Source organism: Nisaea sp. (assembly GCF_039990255.1).
Classification (GTDB): Bacteria; Pseudomonadota; Alphaproteobacteria; order Thalassobaculales; family Thalassobaculaceae; genus Nisaea.
Genome location: NZ_JBDXGG010000009.1, coordinates 1 through 24825, shown reverse-complemented (window position 1 = coordinate 24825; position 24825 = coordinate 1). Strand labels below are relative to the sequence as shown.

22 protein-coding genes and 1 riboswitch are annotated in these 24825 nt (G+C 58.6%); of the genes, 7 read left to right on the top strand and 15 right to left on the bottom strand.

Annotation, left to right across the window (positions count from 1 at the left end):
- Positions 1 to 4: 4 nt before the first annotated feature.
- From modB to ABJ076_RS08090, 3 genes are all read right to left on the bottom strand, one after another.
- Positions 5 to 682, bottom strand: coding sequence for a molybdate ABC transporter permease subunit (gene modB, locus ABJ076_RS08100; protein WP_348193684.1), 678 nt, complete (start codon positions 680 to 682; stop codon positions 5 to 7).
- Positions 679 to 1497, bottom strand: a complete 819-nt coding sequence (modA, locus tag ABJ076_RS08095) for a molybdate ABC transporter substrate-binding protein (RefSeq protein ID WP_348193685.1) — start codon at positions 1495 to 1497, stop codon at positions 679 to 681. Before modA ends, modB begins: the two co-directional genes overlap by 4 nt.
- Positions 1498 to 1567: 70 nt before the next feature.
- Positions 1568 to 1966 carry a LysR family transcriptional regulator gene (locus ABJ076_RS08090; RefSeq protein ID WP_348193687.1) on the bottom strand — a complete coding sequence of 133 codons (399 nt, stop codon included), beginning with the start codon at positions 1964 to 1966 and terminating at the stop codon, positions 1568 to 1570.
- A gap of 77 nt (positions 1967 to 2043) precedes the next feature.
- Here ABJ076_RS08090 and ABJ076_RS08085 point away from each other — a divergent pair, with 77 nt between their 5' ends.
- Positions 2044 to 2832, top strand: a complete 789-nt coding sequence (locus ABJ076_RS08085; RefSeq protein WP_348193689.1) for an enoyl-CoA hydratase/isomerase family protein — start codon at positions 2044 to 2046, stop codon at positions 2830 to 2832.
- A gap of 10 nt (positions 2833 to 2842) precedes the next feature.
- On the opposite strand, the gene ABJ076_RS08080 is transcribed toward ABJ076_RS08085, so the two are convergent.
- On the bottom strand, positions 2843 to 3304 hold the full coding sequence (locus ABJ076_RS08080) for a GNAT family N-acetyltransferase (RefSeq protein ID WP_348193691.1): 462 nt from the start codon (positions 3302 to 3304) through the stop codon (positions 2843 to 2845).
- Between the two features lie 385 nt (positions 3305 to 3689).
- Here ABJ076_RS08080 and ABJ076_RS08075 point away from each other — a divergent pair, with 385 nt between their 5' ends.
- Positions 3690 to 5909: an ATP-binding protein gene (locus tag ABJ076_RS08075; protein ID WP_348193693.1), complete on the top strand. Its 2220-nt coding sequence runs from the start codon at positions 3690 to 3692 to the stop codon at positions 5907 to 5909.
- A gap of 107 nt (positions 5910 to 6016) precedes the next feature.
- Positions 6017 to 7027: a peptide antibiotic transporter SbmA gene (gene sbmA / locus ABJ076_RS08070; protein WP_348193695.1), complete on the top strand. Its 1011-nt coding sequence runs from the start codon at positions 6017 to 6019 to the stop codon at positions 7025 to 7027.
- 22 nt (positions 7028 to 7049) lie between these two features.
- Here sbmA and fhuB read toward each other — a convergent pair whose 3' ends face one another.
- From fhuB to ABJ076_RS08045, 5 genes are all read right to left on the bottom strand, one after another.
- Complete coding sequence (fhuB, locus tag ABJ076_RS08065; protein ID WP_348193697.1) at positions 7050 to 9038, bottom strand: Fe(3+)-hydroxamate ABC transporter permease FhuB; 1989 nt, start codon at positions 9036 to 9038, stop codon at positions 7050 to 7052.
- The gene (locus tag ABJ076_RS08060; RefSeq protein ID WP_348193699.1) at positions 9035 to 9964 is read right to left on the bottom strand and encodes an ABC transporter substrate-binding protein; all 930 of its coding nucleotides are present in this window, start codon (positions 9962 to 9964) and stop codon (positions 9035 to 9037) included. Before ABJ076_RS08060 ends, fhuB begins: the two co-directional genes overlap by 4 nt.
- Before the next feature lie 24 nt (positions 9965 to 9988).
- Positions 9989 to 10756 carry an ABC transporter ATP-binding protein gene (locus ABJ076_RS08055; protein WP_348193701.1) on the bottom strand — a complete coding sequence of 256 codons (768 nt, stop codon included), beginning with the start codon at positions 10754 to 10756 and terminating at the stop codon, positions 9989 to 9991.
- A 47-nt stretch (positions 10757 to 10803) separates the two neighbouring features.
- Positions 10804 to 12738 carry a TonB-dependent receptor gene (locus ABJ076_RS08050; RefSeq protein ID WP_348193703.1) on the bottom strand — a complete coding sequence of 645 codons (1935 nt, stop codon included), beginning with the start codon at positions 12736 to 12738 and terminating at the stop codon, positions 10804 to 10806.
- A gap of 136 nt (positions 12739 to 12874) precedes the next feature.
- The gene (locus tag ABJ076_RS08045) at positions 12875 to 13906 is read right to left on the bottom strand and encodes a siderophore-interacting protein (RefSeq protein ID WP_348193704.1); all 1032 of its coding nucleotides are present in this window, start codon (positions 13904 to 13906) and stop codon (positions 12875 to 12877) included.
- A 670-nt stretch (positions 13907 to 14576) separates the two neighbouring features.
- On the opposite strand from ABJ076_RS08045, the gene ABJ076_RS08040 reads away from it, so the two are divergent.
- Positions 14577 to 15671 (top strand): HAMP domain-containing sensor histidine kinase, encoded by a 1095-nt coding sequence (locus ABJ076_RS08040; protein WP_348193706.1) that lies wholly within the window; start codon positions 14577 to 14579, stop codon positions 15669 to 15671.
- A gap of 420 nt (positions 15672 to 16091) precedes the next feature.
- Here the strand turns inward: ABJ076_RS08040 and ABJ076_RS08035 are convergent, their stop codons facing one another.
- From ABJ076_RS08035 to ABJ076_RS08025, 3 genes are all read right to left on the bottom strand, one after another.
- Positions 16092 to 16985: a LysR family transcriptional regulator gene (locus ABJ076_RS08035; protein WP_348193719.1), complete on the bottom strand. Its 894-nt coding sequence runs from the start codon at positions 16983 to 16985 to the stop codon at positions 16092 to 16094.
- Positions 16986 to 17130: 145 nt separating this feature from the next.
- Positions 17131 to 18099 carry a thioredoxin-disulfide reductase gene (gene trxB, locus ABJ076_RS08030; RefSeq protein ID WP_348193708.1) on the bottom strand — a complete coding sequence of 323 codons (969 nt, stop codon included), beginning with the start codon at positions 18097 to 18099 and terminating at the stop codon, positions 17131 to 17133.
- A 98-nt stretch (positions 18100 to 18197) separates the two neighbouring features.
- Positions 18198 to 18608, bottom strand: coding sequence for a GFA family protein (locus tag ABJ076_RS08025; protein WP_348193710.1), 411 nt, complete (start codon positions 18606 to 18608; stop codon positions 18198 to 18200).
- A gap of 113 nt (positions 18609 to 18721) precedes the next feature.
- On the opposite strand from ABJ076_RS08025, the gene ABJ076_RS08020 reads away from it, so the two are divergent.
- On the top strand, positions 18722 to 19522 hold the full coding sequence (locus tag ABJ076_RS08020) for a class I SAM-dependent methyltransferase (protein WP_348193712.1): 801 nt from the start codon (positions 18722 to 18724) through the stop codon (positions 19520 to 19522).
- Positions 19523 to 19564: 42 nt separating this feature from the next.
- On the opposite strand, the gene ABJ076_RS08015 is transcribed toward ABJ076_RS08020, so the two are convergent.
- The 3 genes from ABJ076_RS08015 to ABJ076_RS08005 form a co-directional block, all read right to left on the bottom strand.
- Complete coding sequence (locus tag ABJ076_RS08015) at positions 19565 to 20119, bottom strand: PAS domain-containing protein (RefSeq protein ID WP_348193713.1); 555 nt, start codon at positions 20117 to 20119, stop codon at positions 19565 to 19567.
- A 118-nt stretch (positions 20120 to 20237) separates the two neighbouring features.
- Positions 20238 to 21251, bottom strand: coding sequence for a protein-methionine-sulfoxide reductase catalytic subunit MsrP (msrP, locus tag ABJ076_RS08010; RefSeq protein WP_348193715.1), 1014 nt, complete (start codon positions 21249 to 21251; stop codon positions 20238 to 20240).
- A 107-nt stretch (positions 21252 to 21358) separates the two neighbouring features.
- Positions 21359 to 21838 (bottom strand): 6,7-dimethyl-8-ribityllumazine synthase, encoded by a 480-nt coding sequence (locus tag ABJ076_RS08005; protein WP_348193717.1) that lies wholly within the window; start codon positions 21836 to 21838, stop codon positions 21359 to 21361.
- Between the two features lie 88 nt (positions 21839 to 21926).
- Positions 21927 to 22088: riboswitch (FMN riboswitch) on the bottom strand.
- Between the two features lie 143 nt (positions 22089 to 22231).
- Between ABJ076_RS08005 and ABJ076_RS08000 the strand changes: the two genes are divergently transcribed.
- Both ABJ076_RS08000 and ABJ076_RS07995 read left to right on the top strand, forming a co-directional pair.
- Positions 22232 to 23584, top strand: coding sequence for an AarF/UbiB family protein (locus tag ABJ076_RS08000; protein ID WP_348202562.1), 1353 nt, complete (start codon positions 22232 to 22234; stop codon positions 23582 to 23584).
- Positions 23585 to 23656: 72 nt separating this feature from the next.
- Positions 23657 to 24658 (top strand): HlyD family type I secretion periplasmic adaptor subunit, encoded by a 1002-nt coding sequence (locus ABJ076_RS07995; RefSeq protein WP_348202560.1) that lies wholly within the window; start codon positions 23657 to 23659, stop codon positions 24656 to 24658.
- Positions 24659 to 24825: the final 167 nt, after the last annotated feature.

The window sequence follows — 24825 nt, the reverse complement described above, 5'->3', positions numbered from 1 at the left end:
CTGCTCATCCCGCCCGAACCGGTGCCCTGCGGTGCAGGATTGTCACCGCCATCAGCACCAGGAACGAGAATATCAGGAGGCCGATCGAAAGCCGGTGGGCTTCTGTATAGGACAGTGTTTCCACATGCTCGAAGATGGCGATGGAGATCACCCGGGTTTTTCCCGGGATGTTTCCGCCGACCATGAGCACCACGCCGAACTCGCCGACCGTGTGGGCGAAGGTCAGGACCGCCGCAGTGAAATAGCCCCGAATGGCAATGGGCGAGGCGATGGTCATGAACGCATCGAGGGGTGACGCGCCGAGTGTGGCCGCCGCTTCCATATGTTTGTTACCGACCGACTGAAAGGCGGTTTGCAATGGTTGCACAGCAAATGGCAGGGAATAGATCACCGAGGCGATCAGCAGTCCGGAGAAGGAAAATGCCAGGGTTTCGCCGGTGAGCTGAACCCAGGCACTGCCAATGGCGCCGGCGGGACCGAGCAGGATCAGCAGATAGAAGCCTAGTACGGTGGGCGGCAGCACGAGAGGCAGGGCGACGGCTGGCTCGATAATCCAGCGCAGCCGTGAACGTGTATGAGCCAGCCACCAGGCCAGTGGCGTTCCAATTAGGATGAGGATGACAGTCGTTGCGCCGGCCAGCTTCAGGGTCAGCAGGATGGCTGAAAGATCGCCCTGACTCATGTGCAGAGGTCCGAAGGTTGGTACCCGGCGTCCCGGATAATGCTGCAACCGGCGGGCGATGTCAGGAAGGCGACGAAACCTTCCGCAGCGGGATTCCCTGTACCGCGTTTCAGCAGAACTGCATCCTGGCTGATTGACGTATGCAAGTTGGCCGGAACGGACCAATGGCTGCCGTGCAATTCCTCCGGCGCAGCTAGTAACTGCGATAAAGCGACGAAACCGACCGGTGCGCCACCAACCGCAGTGATCTGGAATGCCTGGGCGATGTTCTGTCCCATTACGATGCGCGTCTCGTAAGTCTGCCAAAGGCCGAGGGCTGTCAGGCTTTCCTTCGCGGCCATGCCATAGGGGGCGAGCTTCGGATTGGCGATGGCGATACGCTTGAGTTCAGCCAAGGTCAGAAATGCTGCGCCGTCTTCCGGGACCGCATCAGGGGTTGGGCTCCACAATGCAAGACGGCCGGTTGCATAGGTAAAGGGCTCTCTGCCCGCGGCCTCATCCTTGTGAAGAAGTTCAGGGCGGGTCTGATCGGCGGCAAGGAAAGCATCGAACGGTGCGCCTTGCCTGATCTGGGCATAGAGCTGTCCGGTGGACCCGCTGGCAATCACCACCGTCTGACCGCTTTCGGTCTGAAAAGCTTTGGCCAGTTTGTTTGCGGTGGTGGAGAAATTAGCAGCGACGGCGATTGTGGCTTCGACGGCCTGAGCGGAATTTGGTTTGGTGGTTCCGATACCGATCACGAGGCCAGTCAGCAAAGAAAGGATCGGCAGAGAGATCACGTGCTTCGCCAGACGCCTTGAAAGTCGCGGTTTCATGATCGGCCCAGTGGTGCACAGCGCGTTTCGCGAAAAGGAGCGCTATGTATCATCGGATATAACGCCTTCGTCAAGATGTGGCAGAATTCTCCTCACTGGCGTTGTTCTCCGTGTCGCTGGCCAGCAAACCGCGCAGCCTGTCCATCTCTGGCGCCAGCACTTCGGCGGCCCGGGCTTCCATCTGCCGGTAACAGCTGGCGATATCCTGCCCGAGCGCTGTCAGCCGAGCGCCGCCGCCGCTGTTCCCGCCCTTGACCGTCTCCACCAAAGGCGCCTGGAAGTGTGAGTTCATCCGCTGCACGAGCAACCAGGCGCGCCGGTAGCTCATGTTCATGGACCGGCCGGCCTTGCTGATGGATCCGGTCTCCGCGATGGCTTCCAGAAGGTCCGCCTGACCGGGGCCTATGGCGACATTCGTGTCCAGCACGACGCGAAGGCGTGGACCGAGGGTTTTGTTTCCTGCTTTCATGGGGTCGACTCTGCCACGGAGTTCTCCGGGGCACACCGGCAAAATCGAAACCCCGAAAACGGGCGAAGGGAGGCGTTTTGGAAAACACGACCGAGGATCTTTTCTACGAGGTGAAGAACGGCATCGGCTGGATCACCTTTAACCGGCCCAAGGCGCGCAACGCCTTCACTTTCGCCATGTATCAAGGTGTCGCGGAGATTTGCCGGAACGCTGGCAAGGGGGAGACGGTGTCCGCCATTGTGATGTGCGGCGCGGGTGACAAGGCCTTCGCGGCGGGCACGGATATCGGCCAGTTCAAGGATTTCTCGACAGCCGAGGATGCGTTCTCCTACGAAGAGAACGGGAACCGGATGATGGCGGATATTGAACGCTGTCCAGTGCCGACCATCGCGGCAATTCATGGCGCCTGCACGGGCGGCGGGGCCGCGGTTGCGGCCTCTTGTGATATTCGGATCACCGCAGCCGATCTGAAGTTTGGTTTTCCGATTGCCCGAACGCTTGGCAATTGCCTGTCGAACGAGAACCTCCGGCGCCTGTCCTGGCTGGTTGGACCGGCGCGGGTTTCCGAAATGCTGCTGACGGCTCGTCTTGTCGGCGCCGAGGAAGCCAAGGCGATCGGTCTTGTCTCCGAAGTGTTGCCGGATCGGGATGCGGTCATGGGCCGCGCAACCGAGCTGTCGGAGATGCTGAAGGGCCATGCGCCGATCACCATGCGGGTTACCAAAGAAGCGCTCCGCCGGTTGCGCTCCAGCGGAGAAGTCCCGGACGACCGTGACCTGATTGAAGCGGCTTATACCAGCGCCGATTTCCGAGAAGGCATGTCGGCTTTTCTGGAGAAGCGCCGGCCGAATTGGCAGAACCGCTGACCCGGATGCTTCAGGCGGCGAGATCCCGGTTCATGAAAACACTGTAAGGGTCGAGACTGTAGCTGCCGAAAGGCGGGCATTCTTGGAACCCGAAACGACTGTAGAGCGCGCGTGCCGGTGCGAAAGCTTCCATGGAACCTGTCTCAAGGCTGACTTGCCGGTACCCGCGCTGTTTCGCCTCGGCCAGAATGTGTTCGACCATGATACGGGCGACACCCTTGCCGCGATGTTGATGCGCTGTGTGCATCGATTTCAGCTCGCCGTGGTCCGCCGAAAGCTCCCGAAGCGCGCCGCAGCCAAGCAGACTGCCATCTTCCCAAACGCTCCAGAACGTGATGTCCGGGTGGCGCAACCCGTCAAGGTCCAGGGCATGAACGCTTTCCGGCGGCGAATTTGCGTTGCCGTGCTCCAGGTGCGCGGACAGCAAATCCGCAATTTCCGGACCGGTCAGATCGTCGACCCGAATTTCCATTGTGTCTCTCCGTTTTTGGTTTAGGTCCGGAACATATCGTCAGCGCGGATTGGAGCTCAAGCTGGGCGTTTCACCATTGGCACCGATACCTGCCGCCGTCCCGCTGGGAAGACGTGCCCGATTACACAAAGTGAGTCAAAAGCTGGCTCGCCAGCTTTCCGGAGCCTGTTCGGAATAGTATCGCATTCAGGAACGTCGAGGCATTAGGCGTCTCTGATTCGTGCGCCTTGTTGCGCACTCATTCACGGGTGGAATTATCGTCGAATGAACGATTTAGGCTTGCCCGGGTCGGTAGCGCACGGCTTAGTATTCGCTAGTGCACTCAAAATAATTACGGTTTCGGCGTTCCAATGAAAACCGTACGGAGAGGCGGGACTGCCTGAATATGGCTATTTCATTGCAGACAGCAGCGCTCAGCGCGATGCTCGTGTCGTTGTTTCTTGCTGCTGCGTTGACGTATTTGCGGTCGATTCCGAATGCTCCGGATGGAGTGGGTTGGTGGGCTGGCGGGTTCTGGGCTTGTGCCGCCGCAAATGGTTGCATCGCGTTTATTGCGCCGGGAGCAGGGGCAATCTTCCTGGAAATTCTGGTTGCCATGTCGGCTTTTATGCTTGCGGCCGGAACGCGCAGATTTCTTGGATATACGGTTCTGACCCAGTTGGTTGTCCTGGGCATCAGTCTGATCGTTTTCTGGGTTCTCGCAGCCGAGATTTTCCATCTGCCGTCTCTGGCCCGAACCTTTCCCGTCTTCCTGTTGTCGGCTGCCGGGTTGGTGTTTACCGGCGTATCGCTCTGGCGAAAGAGTGACGCACACGGCACGGGAGCTGGATATCGGATAACCGGAGCGCTCTTCATCTTTTGGGGATTGCTACAGCTTGTTTACCCGTTACTACGCAATGTGGAGTGGTTTGCGCCCTATGGGTCTCTTCTGACACAAGTCGTGGCTATAGTCTGTGCCCTCGGGCTGATGATTATTGCTCTCCATAGAATGATGGCGCGGGCTGAAATTGAAGCTGGCGCACGCCATGCCGCGGATGAAGCCTTACTTCTGCAAATCGATTTGCGGCAGAACATCATCGATGCCGTGCCAATGCCGATTTTCGTTGAAGACGACAACGGTGCTCTGGTCAATGCGAACAGCGCTTTCGCCCAGCTTATAGGGTGCGATCTGCCTGATGTCGCTGGAAAGAAAATCGACGAAATCTGGTCGAGCGCCCGCATTGTGCAAGTTACTGAGCCGGACGACGGTGTCATACCAGAGGCCACTATCCAGCCTGCCTCCATGGTGCTGGCTCTTCCGTCGGGGCGGGCCCGTAGCTATGCCGTTTCTAAAATAGCTGTCGCGATGCCGGACGAAGACCGATCCGGAGCTGTCGTCGTCATGCAGGATATGACAGACCGCAATCGCACGGAAATGCAACTCCATGAAAGCGAGAAGCGGTTCCGGGATTTTGCCGAGGCGTCTTCAGACTGGCTTTGGGAAACCGATGTCGAGGGGAGATTCACTTATTTCGCGCATGGTTCAAGGGATTATGGCGCGCTGATCACGGAAAACAATCTCGGGCGGACCCGTTTCGAGGCAACGATCGAAGACCTGACCTCTGAGAAATGGCGTGCGCATATCGCCGATATTGAGGCACAGCGGCCTTTCACCGGGTTCCGCTACATGTCACGCGATGATGAAGGGCGAGAAGTCGCCGTCATGATCAATGGTATGCCGTTCTTTGACGATGACGGCATGTTTCTCGGCTACCGCGGGACTGGCAGCGATGTCACCAGGCAGAGAGAAGCGGAAATCTCCCGAGACCGTGCTTTGCTCGATGCCGAGAGGGCAAACCGGGCGAAGTCCGAGTTTCTGGCGACGATGAGCCACGAGTTTCGCACACCGCTGAATGCCATTCTGGGCTTCAGCGAAATGCTTTCGCAGGAAGTGCTCGGCCCTGTTGGCGCGCCAGCCTACAAGGAATATGCGGAAGCTATAAATGACAGCGGCAATCATATGCTGGAGCTAGTAAACGATATTCTTGATATCTCTGCCATTGAGGCTGGCAAGCGTGTGATCATGAAGGAGGAAATCGGCCTCCTGAAGCTGCTGCGGGAAAGCACGGTCGAGGTTTCTAAGATCGCAGCCGACAAATCAATCAATCTTGAAGTGGGTGTGCCTAGTGCACCGTTGCGCTTGTTCGCTGATCTTCGGTCCGTGCGGCAGATCATCCTGAACTTGTTGTCCAATGCGGTGAAGTTCACTCCGGAGAGCGGCTGGATACGGCTTTCCGCAGAGCCGGATCGGGGAGATATGATCGCCCTTATTGTCGAGGATAGCGGCGAGGGTATTGCGGCAGACAAGCTGCCCACCATCACCGACCCATTTTCCCAAGCGAACAATCACCCGCATCACAGCCATGAAGGCACCGGTCTTGGCCTTAGTATTGTCAAATCTCTGGTGGATGCTCATTCGGGTGAGCTGAGGATAGAGAGTACTCTCGGTGTGGGGACCAAGGTGACGGTCTGGTTGCATGCTGCACTGGGCCCGATACCGTCACTTCAGGACACTACGTATGTGGGCCCCAAGGTCGATATTGAGGATGTATCCGACGAAGCCTAGCCTCGGCTTTTTGACATGTTAACGGAGAATACCGTCCGTTTGGTTGTTCCGAAGGCAATCTGTCTATAAATCCAGAGTATTGAGTTTAAACGAAAACAGGTGACCTGATGTTTCGATCCTTCTTTCTGAACCGCGAATGGGCGGTCTGGGCGTGGGTTGGTATGGCGTTAATCGTCGGGGGTACCTGGTACCAGGTGCAGCTCGACGTCCAGATCAATGAATGGTTTGGCGGCTTTTACGACACGGTCCAGAAAGCGCTCGGCGAGCCCGGAAGTATTACGATCGGAGAATTCTACAAGCTGCTTCTGACATTTGGGCAGATCGCAGGGATCTACATTTTTGTCGCTGTCTTTTTAGGCTTTTTCACCAAGCATTGGGTGTTCCGCTGGCGCCAAGCGATGAATAATTTCTACATGTCTCACTGGCAGCATCTTCGGCATATCGAAGGGGCAAGCCAGCGCGTCCAGGAAGATACAAGACGGTTCGCAACTATCATGGAATCGCTCGGCAGTAACCTGCTCGACTCCCTGATGACCCTGATTGCCTTTCTGCCGATCCTCTGGGGGCTTTCCAAGCAGGTGAAAGAGATACCGTTCTTTGGTGAGGTGGACCATGCGCTGGTTTACGTTGCGATCATCTTCGCGCTCTTCGGGACTGCCGTGCTTGCCGTGGTCGGCATCAAACTGCCGGGTCTAGAATTCAATAACCAGAAGGTTGAGGCGGCCTATCGCAAAGAGTTGGTCTATGGCGAGGATCACGAAGACCGTGCGACGCCACCAACCGTGTGGGAGTTGTTCCAGAATGTCCGGAAGAACTATTTCCGGCTTTTCTTCCACTACATGTATTTCGATGTCGCCAAATGGAGTTATTTGCAGTTCGGCGTTCTGGTGCCCTATATCGCGCTCGCGCCGACAATTGTCGCCGGGACCATTACGCTCGGTGTCATGCAGCAGATTGTACGGGCATTCGGCCGAGTGGAGTCGTCGTTCCAGTTTCTGGTTCGGAGCTGGGGCACCATCGTCGAGCTGATTTCAGTCTACAAGCGTCTGCGCGCTTTCGAGGCTCAGCTTGAAACATTGCCGCCGGCACCGCGACCACAACCCGAAGTGGCCGACTAATCCAGGCTGGCAGGAGGCTCGATCACAATATTGATGTCTTGCGGCGAGCCATTCCGAGTAACTGGACACCAAAGAGGTAGGCGCCGCCGATCAAGGTAGCGATGGCGCCTGCCGCGATCTGGTTCGGGTAGAAGGCAATCCGGCCGATCAGCTCCGCCAGGACCAGCAACGAGCACCCGATCCCGGCGGAGGCAACGAGCTGTTGTCCCGCGGTCTTGGCCCCGAGCATTGCGGCGGCATGCGGCGCCAACAGTCCGACAAAGGAGATTGGCCCGACCCAGGCGATCACGCTGGCTGTCGCGACTGAGACCAGCAGCAGCATGCCCTGCCGTGCCCGTTCGACCGACAAGCCGCGCGCCGCCGCGGTTGCCTCGCCGAGACTGAGAAGGGTCAGCCAGCGGCGGGCGGCTAAGGCGACGGCAATAACCACACATGTGCAACCGGACAGCATCAGGGCTTCGGTCGGCCCCGTGAGAAAGGTAGCGCCGGTGAGCCAGGTGAGCAGGGTGTTGGCTTCGTCGCCGCCTTTCGCGAGGGCGAAATGCACCAGGGCGTCGAGCAGTGCGGCAAGGGCGATACCGGTCAGGATGAGAAGCGACGGAGGTGTATCGCGACGGCGCCAGATCAAAGTGAGGAGCCCGAGCACGGCGAGGGAGCCGATTGCGGCGCTGGGCGCGGCCGTTTCCGCTGGTGGAAGGCCTGCCAGCAAGACAGCGACGACAATCGCGAAGGTGGCACCGGAGGTGACGCCGAGAACATCGGGGCTCGCAAGTGGATTGCGGAGCAGACGCTGCAGGATGGTACCAGCCGTTGCCATTGCGGTACCGGCAGCAGCAGCGGCAAGAACGCTAGGCCAGCGCAGCGACAACAGCATATCGCGCACGTTGGCTGACGCGTTGCCGATCCAGACCGGCCCGTCCAGAGATCCCCCGAAGCCGATCGCGAGCAGTGCTGCTACGGGACATGTCGCCAGGATCAGGCCCAGGAGTGGGCGCGGGATGCTATTGCGTCCACTTGGAAGGTGGAAGCTCCCGGGCCTTTCCGCCCGCATATGCCGGAAGGCGAGGAGGATGAGAGCGGGCGCTCCAATCAAGGCTGCGCTGGACCCGCTGGGTATTAGCGTTTTGGACCAGTCGGCAAGTGCCACCGGGATGCAGTCGGTCAGGAGAAGCGCAGCGGCTCCGGCGATGGCGCCAAGCAGCAGCCGCATGAAGGTTGTCTGCACGCCAAGGAGGCGGACCAGATTAGGCGCGATCAGGCCGATGAAGCCAATAGCGCCGACCGCAGAGACTGAGGCTGCCGTGAGCCAGACTGCGAGCCCCATGACGCCAATGCTCAGCGGTACGGTAACAAGTCCCCGCCCTTCCGCCACCTGATGGCCGAGCCGCATCAGGGTCAGTGGCCGGGACAATGTGAGCAGAGCAATTGCCGCAATGGCAATTTGCGGCGCGAGCCAAATGGTTTCTGTCCACCCGGTCTGGGTCAGGTCTCCGGCACCCCAGATAAAGAGCGTGCTGGCGATTTGGCCGTGCAGGAGCGCCAGGACAACACCGACACCGCCTAGGAAAAGATTGGCCGCGATCCCGAGGATCACAAGGATCAGCCCGTCCATGCGGGCAAACCCGGCGACTGCCAGAACCAACGCGGTGACCCCGGCGCCTCCGAGGAGGCAGATCCAAATGCCATGTGCCGCCGCAAAGGCAGGAATAAAGATGGTGGCAAGCAAGAGTGCTGTCCAGGCGCCGGATACGGTCCCGAGAGTCACCGGAGAGGCCAGCGGGTTGCGGGTGATCTCCTGGATCGCGCTGCCGGCGAGCCCCAGCCCCGCCCCAACGAGTACCGCCATGGTCGCGCGCGGCACCTCGCCCTGCCAGAACAGCGTTTCTGCAAACCCGCCTCCGCTTGCGAACAGGTCCGCTAAGGGGAGATCAGCAGGAAGACCGAAGAAAAGATGCAGCGCGCCGGATAGAGCGAGAAAGGCAAACGTGAGGGCAAGAGGCGCTACCCTCATTTCCCGGATGCACCTAGCAAAATAGTGGTGATGCTATCGGCCGCACGACCTATGGAGAGTGCTCCCCCGTAGGTCCATAGAGATGGCATTGCATGGAAATTGCCGGATTTCACGAACGGCATCTCACCCCAGAGATCGGTGCCGAACAGCAGGTCTTTCTTGCTGAACGGTTCGATATGCAGCACCAAGCCGTTATCGATGGAGCCAAGAGCGGTAACCGGTTTGAAGACCAGCCCCCAACGCGAATTCGGAACTGGATATCCTGTCTCAAGGCCAAGCCCATCAAGCGCTGCCGTGGCCATGCTGTTCTCGCCGTAAATCACGACCCGTTTTTCATCGGTGAAGCGGACGATGGTTACCGGTGGCGGAGTGCCGTTATAGGCAGCGACAATCTCTGTTTTCTGAGTCGCGATACGCTGATCCATTTCGGCCAGCTTGCGCTCTGCGAGTTCGCTCCGGCCGAAGAAGGCGCCGAGGGCGCTGAAAACCTGCCGGGCTTTCGCCGCGTTATTGTGATCTTCCCGGAAGAGATCGAAATGCAGGACCGGTGCAATCTGCTCGAAGCGGCTCGCATAAGGGCCTTGATCTCCTGCAAGCAGGATCAGGTCCGGCTTTAGCATGAGGAGCTGTTCCAGATTGGGGGCGTCGCGCTTGCCCAGATCCATGATGCCGCCCGGCAGTGCTGGGACGCGGACCCACTCGTTATAGCCATTTGGATTTGCGACACCCAGCAGAGGGACTTCGAGATCGACCAGATGCTCGGCCATCGCCCAGTTCAGCGCGACCACCCGTTTGGGCATGGTCTCGAAATGCTGCTCACCGCGTGAATCGAGGATGGTCAGCCCGCCCGCAGCGCTAGCCATCTCCGGTGTAACGGCGGAGATCAGGGCCACAGACAGGATCAGAAACCAGCGAAAGGCGCGCATCGAGATTTTCCTTGGGAACATGTGTCAGTTGCTCAGAGCCACTGCCTGCGCGGTACGCGGATGGCTTACGATTGAAAAGGAATGTCCGTAAAGACCGGCCAGCGGCTCCGGCGCCATCAGCATGTCCGGAGAGCCTTGGAAGACAGTTCGCCCCCGCCGCAAACCGATGATTTGATCGGCATAGCGCGCGGCGAGATTGACATCATGCAGAATGACGATAATGGCGACGCCGGTTTCCCTGTTTAGCCGGGCAAGATGCTCCATCACATCGATCTGGTGGGTGACATCCAGCGCGGATACCGGCTCGTCCAGCAGCAAGTATTCCGCTTGTTGGGCCAATGCCATGGCAATCCAGGCGCGTTGACGTTCGCCGCCGGAGAGAGCGTCGATCTGTGTCGCGGCGAAGCCGGTCACATTCATAGCTTCCATCGCGGCGGCGACAATGTCGTGATCCCGCTGGAGCCAGCGTCCGAAAGCGCCGCGCCACGGGTATCGCCCGAGAATGCAAAAAGAGCGGGTATCGAGCCCCGGGGCTTCCGGTAGATGCTGGGGCACGAAGGCGACTTTCTTGGCGAAGTCAGCTTGCCGGAAGCTACCGATCGGCTTTCCATTGAGCAAAACGCTTCCTTGGGGGACGGGGCGCTGCCTGGCGAGTGTCTTCATCAGGGTGGATTTGCCGGAGCCGTTTTGGCCGAGAATAACAGTGAACCGGCCAGCCAGAATCTGGAGTTCCGGCAAATCGAGAACGGCCCGATTTTCAACGGTGACCTTGAGATCGTGAATGTCGAACATCGGGCCGCTTATCCGCGGTTAGTTGTTATGTGTCAGGTCTGAGCGGCTTAGAATTTGACGCTGTAGGCCAGCGCGACGGTCCGGCCCGGACCTTTGACGTAGTAGTAGTCGTCATAGCCATAAGCCTGCACCGAATAGGATTGCTGCAGCACCGGAGCGTAGTCCTCGTCGAACAGGTTCTCGATGCCGACGCTCAGCAGCCCGGTGAATTGGTTGCTATCCGGATTGCGATAGCCAGAATAAAGCGTCTGAAGCCTGAGCGAGCCGAAGTCCCAGGGACGGGCTTCGATGTAGGTCGTCAGCTTGTGCGGGGCGATCCGGTCGGAGCCGAGATCGGTATCATAATCGCCGTCTCCGTTGGCATCGTAGCGGCCTTCGAGCCAGGTGAAGGTGCCGCCGATATCGACTTTCTCATGCAGCGCGTATGAGGCGCTGACTTCGACACCATAGACCTTTTCCGGCGCCAGCTGGATGTTGAGGTTCTCGTCGTAGGTCACACCATTGCCTGACTCTTTATAGAAAACGGTCGGCTCGAAGGTGAAACCGTTCCGGGTGATGCGGAAACCGATCTCGTAGCTTTCGGTGGTCTGGCCTTCCGAGGAAAGCTGGGAAACATCGGTGAAACCGGTATCGTTGAGATAGCGGCCGAGATCGCCGAGCTGGAACCCTTCCGAGTAACCGCCGAAGACCGCCACGCCATCGAGCAGATCGTAGGATGCACTGATGTTAAAAAGTGGCTCGCGATAATCGACGGTGCCGCCGTTGACGCTGTTGCCGGTTTCATTGATGTGGGTCGGAATATCGACATCGATGATTTCGTACCGCACGCCGCCGGTGACTTTCAGGCTTGTACCGATATCGGCGTTGAGCTGCGCGAAGGGCGCAATGCCGTTCATCGTGTAGTCAGGCACGGTGGAAACTGCGTCGATATCGTTCACCACTGTCTCGTCGCGGATGTAATCGACACCCCAGACGAGATTGAGCGGAAGGGCATCCTGGGGGATCGGTGTGTTGACGGTCAGGCGGCTGCCGAACTTCTCCGATTCCGTCTCGTACTGGTCATAGACGAAGTTCAGGAATTCGGTCCGCGTGAAAGTCGTCGTATTCTGGTTGAAGTAGCCCTGCAGCTCGACGGTGCTACCAGCCACGTCGATATTGCTGTAGGTCGCGTTCAGGGTCATATTCTCGACGCCGGGACGGCGCGTGTTGATGTTCCCGGTCGACGGTGTTGCACTGGTATTGTTCGTAATGCTGCCGCCGCTGACCGTGCCGGCCCAGTCACTGTCCTGCGTGTAGTCATAGTAGTTGGCGCTAAGCTGCAGACGATGATCTTCCCGCTCGAAACCAAGCTTGCCCAGGAAATTGTAGGAAGTGATGTCGTCGGTGCCGCCCTGGGTGCCGTAGCTGTCCGGCGGGCGCCGTTCACCCTCGGCTGTGAAGCTGCCACCAGCTTTGTCGAAATTACCGTTCAGCAGATAATCGATATGCCCGGTACGGCCGGATGCACCTAGATTGGTAGTATAGCTCGCGGACTCGCCGGCATCTGTCGGCTGAAAGCGGAGGCCGGCTGCTGCCGTGTACTGGATTTCACCATCGGTCGGCTTTTTGGTGATGATATTGACGAGGCCGCCCGGGGCACCGAAACCGTAGGCAGCGGTCGCGCCGCGCACGACTTCAATACGTTCAATGGCGCTGGTGCTAATACTGTTCAGTGACCGGTAATTGTTGTTCAGCGTGTTGGTCTGTGGCACGCCGTCGATCAGAGTCAGGAAATTTCGGCCACGCAAGGTCTGGCCGTATTCCGTCAGGTTTTCGGTGGCCTGGCCGAAACCTGGCACGGTCTTCGCCAGGATCGAGCCGACCGGTGTGTTTACCGATGACTGTTCCTCGATTTCTTCACGCGTGATCACAGTCACGGAGACCGTGGTCTCGTCGATTGGCGTCTCGGTTCGGGTGGCTGAGGTTACCGTGATCGGTTTCAACGCAACCGTTTCCCCGGAAGAATGAGGTGTCCTGAGCGAACGCCGCCGCCGACGGCAAGGTCACGGTGGCAGCGAAAAGAGCTGGAAGAATTCTATTCATATGTAATCTCACTGTGAGAGTTGTTCGGCGCGTGGGTTAAGCGGCTTTGATGTGCCGCCAGTAGGCAGCGCTGGAACGGCGTTCTGCTGGAAGGCCGAGTTCGGACTTGAAATATGTCCTCAAGGCGCGGGCCTGCTCGGCTTCGCCGGCAAACCAGAAAACGCAATTGGCGGCCGAAGGAGAGGAGACCGCTTGCATGGCATTGACCAGATCGGAAGTGGCTACCCAATTGATCGCGAAGTTGGCCGGTAGTTCGATTTTCTGCGGTTCCTGATGTGGGTGCAGCCCGATTATCACCTGGCCACCGGCTTCGTCTTCACGCTGTTCGAGGATGCGCAGGATTGCCGGTACCGCAGTATCGTCTCCGCCAATTGCGAGCCAGCCGGCAGCCGGGAAGTACCCGCCTCCGGGGCCGATCATGCCGACCTTCTGGCCCGGTTCTGCAGTCTCAGACCAGTCGGAGAAGACGCCACCGGCGTGACGGACAATGTCGATATCGACCTCGCCGCTTTCAGGGCGGATATGCCGGATGGTGTAGACCCGGACCGTCAGCGTATCGTCGCCATCCGGATAATGGACGGCGCCGGACGAGTCGATGCTTGGCCATACTAACGGGCGCCCATGCGGCGCTTCCGGGATCATCAGGCGAACATGCAGACCGCGTTGGTCGAATGGGGCGAGATCCTCTCCCTTCAACGTCATGCGCAACATCCAGTCGGAGACAGGCCGGATGGTTTGCACCGTCATTTCACGGAAGTTTTTCGGCTGCCCTGGCGCCGGGGCCACACCGGTCCAGGAGACACGCTGCGCAACTGCCGGATCTGTTTCCTTAAGGTAATCGAAGATCGATCCCTGGAGCGTCGTCAGTGCGGCTTCGTCTGGCGAAACGATTCGGACCTGAAGCTCATTATCCTGCACCTGCAAGTGGATTCGCCCGAAATCGGTCTCGTAAGTTGCGTCATTGGCTGCGCGGGCTACAGGGCGAATGTCGTGGGATTCAAGATGGCGGATATGCTCGTTTAGCCAGTTCCCGGCATTTCCCACCAAGACTGAAAGTTCTGCTTGCATGACCCTGCGTCCATCCCGGCGTCAGATTGCCAAATTTGATAATGCGATTTGTTCGCAGAATCAGTCTTAAACCTTGGCGCATGTCAAGGTCTAGTGGTGCAATGACTCAATTTACCGGCTGACTGTTGCGGATCCATTCTTGAGTGTCTGCGACTGGGAGGGGATCTCTAAGTCACCGGACATTTTAGCGTGTGGCGATGAAATGGATTACCATTGAAAAGCAATATTGCAGGTCTGTGATTGGAGTTGGAAATCAACTTTGGATATGCTGATACGGGGGCATATCAAGAGGCGCGATTTCTATTCAGCCTCGACTCCTGGATTGCGGAAGGGCTTACTCGCCCCATCGTGAGTGGTAAAAGAATACTGGGGTGGAGGATCGATGAAGAAATCATCTCCGGATTTGAACGAAGAATCCGACTCCCTTAACACTGGTGGAGACTTAACGCTGCGGCGCATCGAGCCGCTATTTGCATCCAAATTTCCTGCCTTATCCAATATTGCCATTGCGGCTTTGATTTGTGTCGCGGCGAGAGACCATGTTCCGCTTGTGTATATTTCTGGATGGCTCCTCCTAATGGGGGCTATCAGTACATACCGGATCATTCTCCTAACGCAATTCAAGCGCGCCGAAGTGTCCTGTGCGGATGCGCCGTTGTGGGAGCGGCGCATGCTTCTGTGCGCGGCAGCTCAAGGGGCGATCTGGTCGCTTATCGGCTTAGCGGTCGCGGTCTTTCCTATGCCGATTGAAGTTCTTGGCGTTGTCTTGATGGCGGTTTGCGGAATGCTGGCTGGCGCCACCTTCACGATGGCCAGCAGTCAATGGGTCTTCCGGGCTTTTGTGCTACCGGCCGGGATCGGGACGATTATCGGTATTGTTTTTATGGAGGGCGGTGCAAGTCCTGTTCTCTCGGTCATGGCGCTGGTTTTTCTGGCCGTGATGCTGGTTTGGGGGTGGGCGACCTCGAAGGCGGCCGAAGAGCGCCTGCTGCTCGCCGCTGAAAAAGAGCATCTGCTTGCCAATCTGGAACTCGCTCACAAGGAGGCGGAGCTTGAGAAGGATTTGAAGCAGGAAATCTTCAACAAGTTGGGGCACGAATTGCGAACACCGCTCAACAGCATCATCGGTTTCGCTGAAATCATTGGCACTGAAGCCGTCGGGCCTATCGGAAATGTCCGCTATAAAGAGTACGCAACACTCGTCGCCGAGAGCGGAAAGCACCTGTCGAGCCTGATCGACGAGATGCTGAGCCTGGCGAGAAGCGAGAGTCTTCAGGCATCAATTGATAAAGAGCCTGTGGATGTAGCTGAGATCATTGTCTTCTGTCGGGACCTTCTCGCTCCCCTGGCACGAAGAGGCGGTGTCGAGCTGAATGTTTTGCCGGCTGGAGCTGCTACTCCGCCGGTGATCTCGGCAGAGCGCCTTAAACTGCGTCAGGTTCTGATCAATCTGATCAATAACGCAATCCATTACACGTTGCCGGGCGGGAGGATTGACGTCGCCTCAAACCGCAATGCCGACGGGTTTCTGGAGATCAGTGTTTCCGATACCGGTATCGGGATGGCTGAAGCCGATATTCCTAGAGCTCTGGAGCCTTTCAATCAGCTCAAGGATGGGAAAATGCATAACCCGGACGGAAAGGGTATCGGACTTGCTCTATCCAAGAAGTTCGTCGAGTTGCATGGCGGCAGTCTGATCATCGAAAGCGCATTTGGAGACGGGACGACAATCCGCGTCCTTCTTCCCGCTGGGGCGGAAGAATAGGAGGCGGGCTTTGGCGCTGCTCGCAATAGGGATTCGGCCGTCTGTTCTTGAATCAGGTCGGTGGGAGATACGTTCCAGCACCCTCCCAAAAAAAAATTGCCGAGAACCCAAAGGTTCCCGGCAAGTTGAACAGGGAGGCTTCACGTCTGGGAGACGTAGGACCCCGAGGGGCCCTCTACTTCAGGCGGGGGCCTGAAGGACAGATGCTGCGAGGCAGCACCGTGATAATGAATTAGATATGTCTATAAGACGTTAACGACCATGCATTTTTGTTCAGTTCCGATATGCAAAAACTGCATGGCCGTTTGCCTTAGGATGTCAAATTAATGCAACGAAAATAGTTACGAATCAAAATCCGCTGGTCGGTTTGGCTTTAAAGTTGCTGCGTCGATCAGGGATTAAACGGCTTTATCGTTTTGCTCAGAATTGCGTCAATGCAACTTCCTGAATGAGAAAATCGCGCAATACGGTAATTCTTTTCGAGTGCCTTAGCTCTTCCGGATACACGAAATAAGCCGGAACCTGGGGGCCTTCGATATCGGGCATGATACGGACGAGACTGCTGTCTTCCTGGGCCAGATAATCCGGTATCGCGGCAATGCCGACACCGCCTTGCACGGCGCGCAGGATCGCATAGTAGTTATTCACCGAGAAGGTGTTCATATGAGTGCGCCGGTTGCCGCCCGTCGCAACGTCACGCAGCCAGTTCACGTTGGGGAAGGGCGGGTGCGGAGTATCGCCATAAAGCACCAGACGATGGTCTTGCAGCTCTTCCGCAGTTTGCGGCATGCCCGCGTGTTTCAGGTAAGACGGAGCGGCATAGAGGTGCAGCTTTATATTTTTTATATGGCGCTGAATCAGATCTGGCTGGCGTGGCGGTGTCAGCCGGATGGCGACATCGGCCTGGCGCATCCCGAGATCCAGCTCGCCGTCGTCGATGATCAAATTGACCGTGATTTCCGGATAGAGTTCCAGGAATTTCCCGATGCGCGAGGCGAGCCAGGTTGAACCGAATGCCACTGGTGTGGTGATCTTCAGCGGTCCGCGCGGCAACTCCTTGCCTTCCGACAGGCTGGCTTCGGCAGCGGCTAGCTTGGCGAAGACATCCCGCGCCGTCCGATACAATGTCTCGCCCTGCTCGGTCAGGATCAAGCCGCGCGCATGCCTGTGAAAGAGCGCAACCTTCAGAGAATCTTCTAGTTGGCTGATTTGCCGACTGACAGCAGATTGGCTGAGATTGAGCGTCTCGCCTGCATGCGTGAAACTGCCTGCCTCAGCAACGGCATGAAACACCCGGAGTTTGTCCCAGTCCATGGCCATGGTGAACCGATCTCGCCTTTTTAGCTCACTGTTCCGTGCGTTAGTCTAGGCCAGAGGAGTCCTGTGGGCCAGAGGAACACGATGTAAAAAGCACTTTAGGGCAAAAGGGTTATCGGATCATTACCGGAAGCTGTCGGAATTATTCCGCTGCTTCGGCAGCCTGGTCCTCAAGTGCGGCTAGCAATTTTTCCGCTTCCAGCGCCGCCATGCAGCCCATTCCAGCCGCCGTCACAGCCTGCCGGTAGACCTTGTCGACACAATCACCAGCCGCATAAACGCCGGGAATCGAGGTCCGGGTGCTGCCTTTTTCAGTGATCAGATAGCCTTCGTCATCCGCTTCGATCGCCTCGATGAACGGCTTTGTTGCCGGGTCGTGACCAATTGCGACGAAGAATCCGGTCGCAGCGATCTCGGAAACAGCGCCGTTTTTCAGATTCTTGATGCGCGCGCCTTCGACACCGGCCATCGGACCTTCTCCGCCGAGCACTTCCTCTACAGCGCTGTCCCAGACCACCTCGATCTTCTCGTGCCGGAACAGACGCTCCTGCATGATCTTCTCGGCGCGCAGTGTGTCGCGGCGATGCACTAGCGTCACCTTGGAGGCGATGTTGGCGAGATAGAGAGCTTCCTCGACCGCCGTGTTGCCGCCGCCGACCACGATGACTTCCTGATTGCGGAAGAAAAACCCGTCGCACGTGGCGCAGGCGGACACGCCTTTTCCGCTGTACTTCTGCTCGCTCTCCAGCCCCAGCCACCGGGCCTGCGCGCCAGTGGCGATGATCACGGCGTCGGCGACGAAGGTGTCGCCGCTATCCATGGATAAAGTATATGGGCGTTTGGAGAAATCGACCGAGGTGACGAGATCGTAGACGATCCGCGCGCCGACATGTTCGGCCTGTTTCTGCATCTGCTCCATCAGCCAGGGGCCCTGGATGACGTCCGCAAAACCTGGATAATTTTCCACCTCTGAGGTGATCGTCATCTGGCCGCCCGGCTGCAGGCCTGCAAGCACAACCGGTTTGAGGTTGGCGCGGGCCGTATAGATAGCGGCGGTCAGACCGGCGGCGCCGGATCCGATGATGACAATTTTCTCGTGGTGTTCGGTCATGGGGGCGGGCAGTCCTGCTATCTGGGGGTGTCTCGGCCGGTCTCTGGATCTATTCAGAACATAAGCAACCGGCAAGGGGCGAACAAGCCGCGCGAGGGTCATTCATAAGAAGATCCTGCATGTTTAGGCAGTTCGTCGTCGCAGGCCGTCCAGGAAAGCCGTTCATCCCAGTACACGTGAAATGCGGGAGTGACCGAATCCGGATCTTCCAGCGTTGCCGCGAACAGATGGATTTCATCCGCGAACCGGTCGGAGCGGAAGGCGAGCGGGGTTCCGCATTGGTCGCAGAACAGACGCTCTATGCCGGGTGAGGAGGTGAAAATCGCAGGGGGAGTGCCTGTGAAATGCGCCGCTTCTCGCGGAACGCCGATATAGGTGGTGTAGGCGGAACCCGTTTGCCGCCTGCAGCTTTTGCAGTGGCAATGGCCAACCCAGTTCGCCGGGCCCGAAAATGTATTTCGGGTTGCGCCACAGAGGCAGCGTCCACTCTGTTCGGTATTCGCATTCATGCGCTCGGGCTCCACGTTTCCAGAACAGTGAAAAGCTGAATGTTGACAGCTCTTCCCGACGCCGTCATGTCTCAGTCCGATCCGGAAATTGCCCCAGCACTGGAATGCAGTCCATGCCCGATTGGCCCGCCTGGCTGACAGTTCTTCTTCTCGCGACCAATCTGCTGTCGCTGGTTGCGCTCTTTTTTGTCACCCGTCGGATGCTGAAGCTCCGCCGGCAGAAGAAACGTGCCTTTACCTTTTCTGAGTATCCCGTTCGGAAAGTGAAACTGGAAGAGGTTGCGCCCTGTTTCGAGATGACGCGTTACGGGCCGAGCCCTGATTCGGAAGTTCGGTTCATTGGTGGAGAAGGTGTGGTCGCGTCTCTTTCCGACCGGGAATCCTGGGTCATGGCTGCGTTGTCGAAGAACGTGAAGCGGGTTTTCGAGTTTGGCACCTGTTCCGGCAAGACCGCGCATGTGTTCGCGCAGAACGCGGCGCCGGACTCGGAGATCTTCACTCTGACGCTGCATCCCGACGATCTGGCCGCAACGGAATTCGGGCTAGGCGACGACAAAGAACATAGGGATATCGCGGTCGCAGAATCCTCTTTCGAGACGTTCTATTACAACGGCCAGGTTTCGGAGAAACATATCCGGCAGATCTTTTCCGACAGCAAATCCTATGACGAGGAGTCGCTTCGGGGTAGTGTTGATTTGATCTTTGTCGATGGCGCCCACACTCGCTCCTACGTTGAGAGCGACACCCGAAAAGCGCTGAACATGCTGACGGATGACGGCGTTATCCTGTGGCACGACTACAAGCCGGATGCACCGGACGTATTCGCGTTCCTGAACGAGCTTTCAAAGACGCTGCCTCTGATGCATATCGCGGATACCGATCTGGTTATGTATCGGCGCGTGAAAGAGTCCTGACTGAACTCCGGATGACTTGAAGCGCAGGCCCGCATGGCGACCTTATTGAAGGTCTGCGCAAGGGATCCGGATTATATGTTCCGGGAAGGTCTGCGTTCCTTCGGGGACGCTGCGTTGCAGGCTGTAGAGGCTGCAGCCGAGCATGACATTGATTGTCCCGTCTGGGGAGGCCATCGGGAGCAGTAGGCGCTCGGCTTGCCAGGTTTCAAGAGATGTCAGTCGTTCTTCTACAGCGCCATATTGAATGGCGGGCTGACCGACGATGATATCCCACCGCTGCTTTACTGCCGGGTAATCGATTTTACCGACAACCTCGCGGATCGTTCGCCCCTTGATATTTCCTCCCCATGCTTCGTTCACGCTCTCGCCGGCGAGCTGGCAGACGAAATCCTGCCGCTTCGGGTCAAATTCATACATCCAGACAAAGCGCAACAGGGTCGGGATGGTCATGGGAGAGAATGACTTACGGTGGGGCACCAGGGCATCGCCACGCGCATCGAGCCACGCACCCAAAAAACTGTGGATCTCGGGTTTGGCGTCTGGGATGCGTCTGCGGAACTCCGATAGCGCTCTGTCTTTTGAGGATGAGCTTGTCATGAAATGTCGATGCCTGGGTGAGGCAAAAACATATACCGGGAAACGTTAACCTAGTGTTTCCCGGTTCTCATGAAATGACAAAACTCAGGAATACCGGTGTTCGAAAGTATCGACCGTGTCAGGTGAAGAGTCGTTCACCTTCCATGCCCTTGTAGAGACCGGCCACCTGCTCTGCATAGCCGTTATAGAGCTGGGTCGGGATCTTGCCGTCGCCGCCGAGCGGGCGTTCAGTGGCCTGGCTCCAGCGGGCATGCGGGACTTCCGGGTTCACGTTCGCCCAGAAGCCGTACTCGCTCTTCTGCAGCTCTTCCCAGAAGGAAACAGGCCGCTCCGAGGTGAAGGTGAAGCGGACGATGGATTTGGTCGATTTGAAACCGTATTTCCACGGTACCGCCAGCCGGAGCGGCGCGCCGTTCTGCCGTGGCATCGGCTTGCCGTAGATACCGGTGGCGATGAAGGCGAGATCGTTCATCGCCTCTTCGATGCTCAGCCCCTCGATATAGGGCCAGGGATACCAATGCTGTTTCTGGCCCTTGGCATTATCCGGGTCCATGAAGGTTTCCATGCGGACATATTTCGCCGAGGACAGCGGCTCCGCCAGTTTGACCAGCGCTGACAGCGGAAATCCGCTCCACGGCACGACCATGGACCAGGCCTCGACGCAGCGAAGCCGGTAGACACGCTCTTCAAGCGGCATCTGATCCAGCAGATCGTCGATATCGATGGTCTTCGGCTTGGCTACCTCGCCGTCGAGAGTCACGGTCCAGGGCCGGATCTTCAGGGCCTGGGCGGCGCGGCTGATATTCTTGTGGCTGCCGAACTCGTAGAAATTGTTGTAGCTGGTGGCAAGGTCCGGATCGGTAATCGGCCGGTCCGGTCCGCCGTCGGTGAAGGCCGGGTTCCGTTTCACCGGATAGAGATGGGAAGAGGGATCGGGTTCTACGGAGGCAAGCTGTTTCGCTGCATCCGCTTCGGCGCTCGCCTCGTCGCTGCAACCGGCCAACGCGGCTGCCGAGAGAATCATCGGTCCGGCCGCCAAGCCTTTCAGCAGGGCGCGCCTGTTGTGAAAGACGGATTCAGACGTGACCGCCCGTTCCGGCAATTCCCAACCCTTCAATCGCTTCAGCAGCATGATGTTCCTCCGGCGATACCAAGCTCAGGAACAGACATAGGGCAGGCAGCCGGACACGGCTACTCACGTGCCAGTGAGAGGGCCGTGTCCGGAATGGTGGGGGTTGCTTAAGCCGAGAGCGTTTCTTCCAGTGCGAGCACGTCGAGGCAGGCCCCGGCGGCTTCCCGGCCCTTGCCGACCATATGTTCCCGGAAGAAACGGGTATGGTCCTCGGTTTCATGGAAATGGTGCGGCGTCAGGACGACGGAGAAGACCGGTACGCCGGTATCGAGCTGTACCCGCATCAGCCCGTCGACCACGGCGGAGGCAACGAAATCGTGCCGGTAGATGCCACCATCGACGACAAAGCCGCAGGCAATCACGGCGGCATAGCGGTCGCTGGCGATCAGCTTCATGGCTGTCAGGGGGATCTCGTAGGCGCCGGGGACGTCGAAGCAGTCGATCTTCGATGTATCGAACCCGCGCTGCTTCATCTCGTCGGTGAAGCCGTCCCGGGCGCGATCGGTCATGTCGCTGTGCCAGCTCGCCTTGATAAAGGCAATGCGGTCACCGGACGCAACGCCGGTATCTTTTGCTGAGCTATTCATTGTCGGTTCCAACTCCATGCATCACAAACTGGAATCGAGGCCGAGTACAAACAGGGGACGGAACCCGTGAGGGCAGTCTCCGCTCCCATGTCGTTCTCTCTCATCCGGACTGTGACCGTCGGCTCCGGAGTTGCACCGGATCTGCTGACCCCGGCCGAGGCCGGGCGCTCGCGGGCTTCATGATTTTCCCGTGCATTGGGTGGACCATGTTACCGCCGGTGGGGAGTTCCGCCCCGCCCCGAGAACTTTGCCATCCCTTTCAAGACGGTGCGCGGAGCCTAGCGCCCGCATCGGCAACGGACAATCCCCAATGGCAATCCTCCAATGAGGTGGGCAATAGGCCGGGACGATTTGCCTCTGGTATTGCTTCCGCCGCGTCCTATCTTCTCGGCCATGAAAGATCAGGAACGTAATTCCCTGGGCGGCCGCGTAAAGCGGTACGCGCGGGTGACGGGAGCTGTTGGCGGCCTCGCGGCGCGGGTTGCCGGTGAGCGCTATCTCGGCATGAAGCTGGACAAGGGCACGCACGCGGCGGAGCTGCGCGAGGCGCTGGGTGGCCTGAAGGGGCCGCTGATGAAGGTGGCGCAGATCCTGGCCACCATCCCGGACGCATTGCCGAAGGAATATACCAACGAGCTGGTACAGCTTCAGGCCGACGCGCCGAGCATGGGCTGGCTGTTCGTCAAACGCCGGATGAGCCGGGAGCTGGGCGCCGGCTGGCAGCAGAAATTCGGCAGCTTCGAGCATGACGCGGCGGCGGCGGCGTCCCTCGGGCAGGTGCACAAGGCGACGGATGCAGACGGCAACCCGCTGGCGGTAAAGCTGCAATATCCGGACATGCAGTCGGCGGTCGAGGCGGATCTCAAGCAACTCCGGCTGATCTTCTCGATCTATGCCCGCTACGACAAGGCGATCCATACGGACGAGATCTACAAGGAACTCTCCGCCCGGCTGCGCGAGGAGCTGGATTACCAGCGCGAGGCGCGTCACATGGCGCTCTACGGCCAGATGCTGAAGGACGAGGCGGGCGTGCATGTACCGCACAGCGTCGATGCCCAGACCACCCCGCGCGTGCTGACCATGAACTGGCTCGACGGCGCCAAGCTGCTCGATTTCATTGCCGCGCATGACGATCAGGAAAGCCGCAACCGGGTCGCTCTCAACATGTTCCGGGCCTGGTACGTGCCGTTCTACGAATATGGGGTGATCCACGGGGACCCGCATCTCGGCAACTACTCGGTCCGCCCGGACGGCTCGGTCAACCTGCTCGATTTCGGCTGCATCCGCGTCTTCCCGCCGAGCTTCGTCAAGGGCGTCATAGACCTCTACAACGCGCTTTCGACCGATGACGAGGCGCTGGCGGTGCATGCCTATGAAAGCTGGGGCTTCGAGGGGCTGGACAAGGAAACCGTCGGGGTCCTGAACATGTGGGCCCGCTTCATCTATGCCCCGTTGATGGAAGACAAGACCCGCCGCATCCAGGAAACCAACACCGGCATGTATGGCCGCGAGGTGGCGGAAAAAGTCCATGTCGAACTCCGCCGCCTGCGCGGCGTCAAACCGCCCCGTGAATTCGTCCTGATGGACCGCGCTGCGATCGGGCTCGGCTCGGTTTTCCTGCACCTGAAAGCGGAAGTGAACTGGTACCGGCTGTTCCACGATCTGGTTGCGGATTTCGATGTGGATGCGTTGGCGACGCGGCAGGCGGCGGCGTTGAAAGAGGCACAGGTGCCGGAGGCGGAGTAGGCGTTTTTTGTGTGATCTGAAGGGCGCGCGTGCATAGTATTCGGTGCAGGGGAATCGCACTGGAGTTCTGTATTGCATGGTGCTGAAATCGGCCGTCCCGCCATCATGGTGACGGCGCGGGAGCATGAGGTTGCCGAGAGCCTTGCCGTCATGCGGGCGGAATGGGCGGCGCTGACGGGGGAGCAGATCCGGGCCGGGCGGGAGGCTGCGCGGGCGAGGGCGACGCTGGCCTCGCTCCGGGCGGAGCAGAACAAGATCGCCGCCGTGCTGCCGCTGCTGACGGAACGTGTCGACGGCCAGCGTATTCTCTACGACAAACAGCTGACCCAAAAATCCGTCTATCTGGAGCATGAGCAGGCGCTGCTGGAAACGCGGCACCAGGGCCTGGTGCTGGACAGGCAGATCGAGGAAGCCCAGGCCACCCTGGCGAGCGCCGAGGCCACGGCGGAGAACCAGCTGCTCGCCTTCGAGGCGGAACGCCAGCGCGCCCTGGCCGACGCCCGGCAGAAGGCGAATGCGGCGGCGCAGGAACGGATCAAGGCAACCGACCGGGTTGGTCGCCTGACCCTCGCGGCGCCGGTGGCGGGGGAGGTCACCGGCCTCTCGGTGCATACGCTCGGCGGCTATGTCCAGCCTGGTGCAGCACTGATGCGCATCGTGCCGGATGGCGACCGTCTGACGGTCGAGGAGACGGTGACGAACCGGGATATTGGCTTTATCGAGATCGGCCAACGGGCGGCGGTGAAGGTCGATGCCTTCAACTACATGCGCTACGGCAGCATCGAGGGAAAAATCGTCAGCCTCAGCGCCGATGCCGTCGTGCCCCAGGACGCGAATAATGCCGCCGGTGCTGCAGGCGCGGCAACGACCGGCCCGCAGGCGGCACCGCAGATGCTGTCCTACACGGCGCGGATCGAGATCGAACGGGAGCATCTGAACGTGGACGGCAGGGATGTGCGTCTGGTTCCGGGCATGTCCGTGACCGCGGACCTGCTGACGGGGGAGAGACGCGTGCTGGAATACGTGCTGCAGCCTGTGCTGCGCTATGCGAGTGAAGGGATGCGGGAACGATGAATTCAACCATTGTAGAGTTGTGTAACTTTTCTTCGGGTATTTATATTGAGCCATTCTTGTTCGTTTCAGTATTAATGTTAATTATTTTTCATTTATATTTTCTATATTATTTTTCATTTAAGTTTGAAAAAGGAAAACGTTTAGGTAGGTCGTACAGAGAAAGAATG

What these genes read in the sequence shown, in the direction of transcription:
- ABJ076_RS08005 (WP_348193717.1), bottom strand. Translation starts at nt 21,838, where the DNA reads ATGAATAGCTCAGCAAAAGATACCGGCGTTGCGTCCGGTGACCGCATT.
- ABJ076_RS08075 (WP_348193693.1), top strand. Translation starts at nt 3,690, where the DNA reads ATGGCTATTTCATTGCAGACAGCAGCGCTCAGCGCGATGCTCGTGTCG.
- modA (WP_348193685.1), bottom strand. Translation starts at nt 1,497, where the DNA reads ATGAAACCGCGACTTTCAAGGCGTCTGGCGAAGCACGTGATCTCTCTG.
- ABJ076_RS08090 (WP_348193687.1), bottom strand. Translation starts at nt 1,966, where the DNA reads ATGAAAGCAGGAAACAAAACCCTCGGTCCACGCCTTCGCGTCGTGCTG.
- ABJ076_RS08015 (WP_348193713.1), bottom strand. Translation starts at nt 20,119, where the DNA reads ATGACAAGCTCATCCTCAAAAGACAGAGCGCTATCGGAGTTCCGCAGA.
- trxB (WP_348193708.1), bottom strand. Translation starts at nt 18,099, where the DNA reads ATGACCGAACACCACGAGAAAATTGTCATCATCGGATCCGGCGCCGCC.
- ABJ076_RS08025 (WP_348193710.1), bottom strand. Translation starts at nt 18,608, where the DNA reads ATGAATGCGAATACCGAACAGAGTGGACGCTGCCTCTGTGGCGCAACC.
- msrP (WP_348193715.1), bottom strand. Translation starts at nt 21,251, where the DNA reads ATGCTGCTGAAGCGATTGAAGGGTTGGGAATTGCCGGAACGGGCGGTC.
- ABJ076_RS08035 (WP_348193719.1), bottom strand. Translation starts at nt 16,985, where the DNA reads ATGGACTGGGACAAACTCCGGGTGTTTCATGCCGTTGCTGAGGCAGGC.
- sbmA (WP_348193695.1), top strand. Translation starts at nt 6,017, where the DNA reads ATGTTTCGATCCTTCTTTCTGAACCGCGAATGGGCGGTCTGGGCGTGG.
- ABJ076_RS08020 (WP_348193712.1), top strand. Translation starts at nt 18,722, where the DNA reads ATGCCCGATTGGCCCGCCTGGCTGACAGTTCTTCTTCTCGCGACCAAT.
- modB (WP_348193684.1), bottom strand. Translation starts at nt 682, where the DNA reads ATGAGTCAGGGCGATCTTTCAGCCATCCTGCTGACCCTGAAGCTGGCC.
- fhuB (WP_348193697.1), bottom strand. Translation starts at nt 9,038, where the DNA reads ATGAGGGTAGCGCCTCTTGCCCTCACGTTTGCCTTTCTCGCTCTATCC.
- ABJ076_RS08080 (WP_348193691.1), bottom strand. Translation starts at nt 3,304, where the DNA reads ATGGAAATTCGGGTCGACGATCTGACCGGTCCGGAAATTGCGGATTTG.
- ABJ076_RS08000 (WP_348202562.1), top strand. Translation starts at nt 22,232, where the DNA reads ATGAAAGATCAGGAACGTAATTCCCTGGGCGGCCGCGTAAAGCGGTAC.
- ABJ076_RS08045 (WP_348193704.1), bottom strand. Translation starts at nt 13,906, where the DNA reads ATGCAAGCAGAACTTTCAGTCTTGGTGGGAAATGCCGGGAACTGGCTA.
- ABJ076_RS08055 (WP_348193701.1), bottom strand. Translation starts at nt 10,756, where the DNA reads ATGTTCGACATTCACGATCTCAAGGTCACCGTTGAAAATCGGGCCGTT.
- ABJ076_RS08060 (WP_348193699.1), bottom strand. Translation starts at nt 9,964, where the DNA reads ATGCGCGCCTTTCGCTGGTTTCTGATCCTGTCTGTGGCCCTGATCTCC.
- ABJ076_RS08040 (WP_348193706.1), top strand. Translation starts at nt 14,577, where the DNA reads ATGCTTCTGTGCGCGGCAGCTCAAGGGGCGATCTGGTCGCTTATCGGC.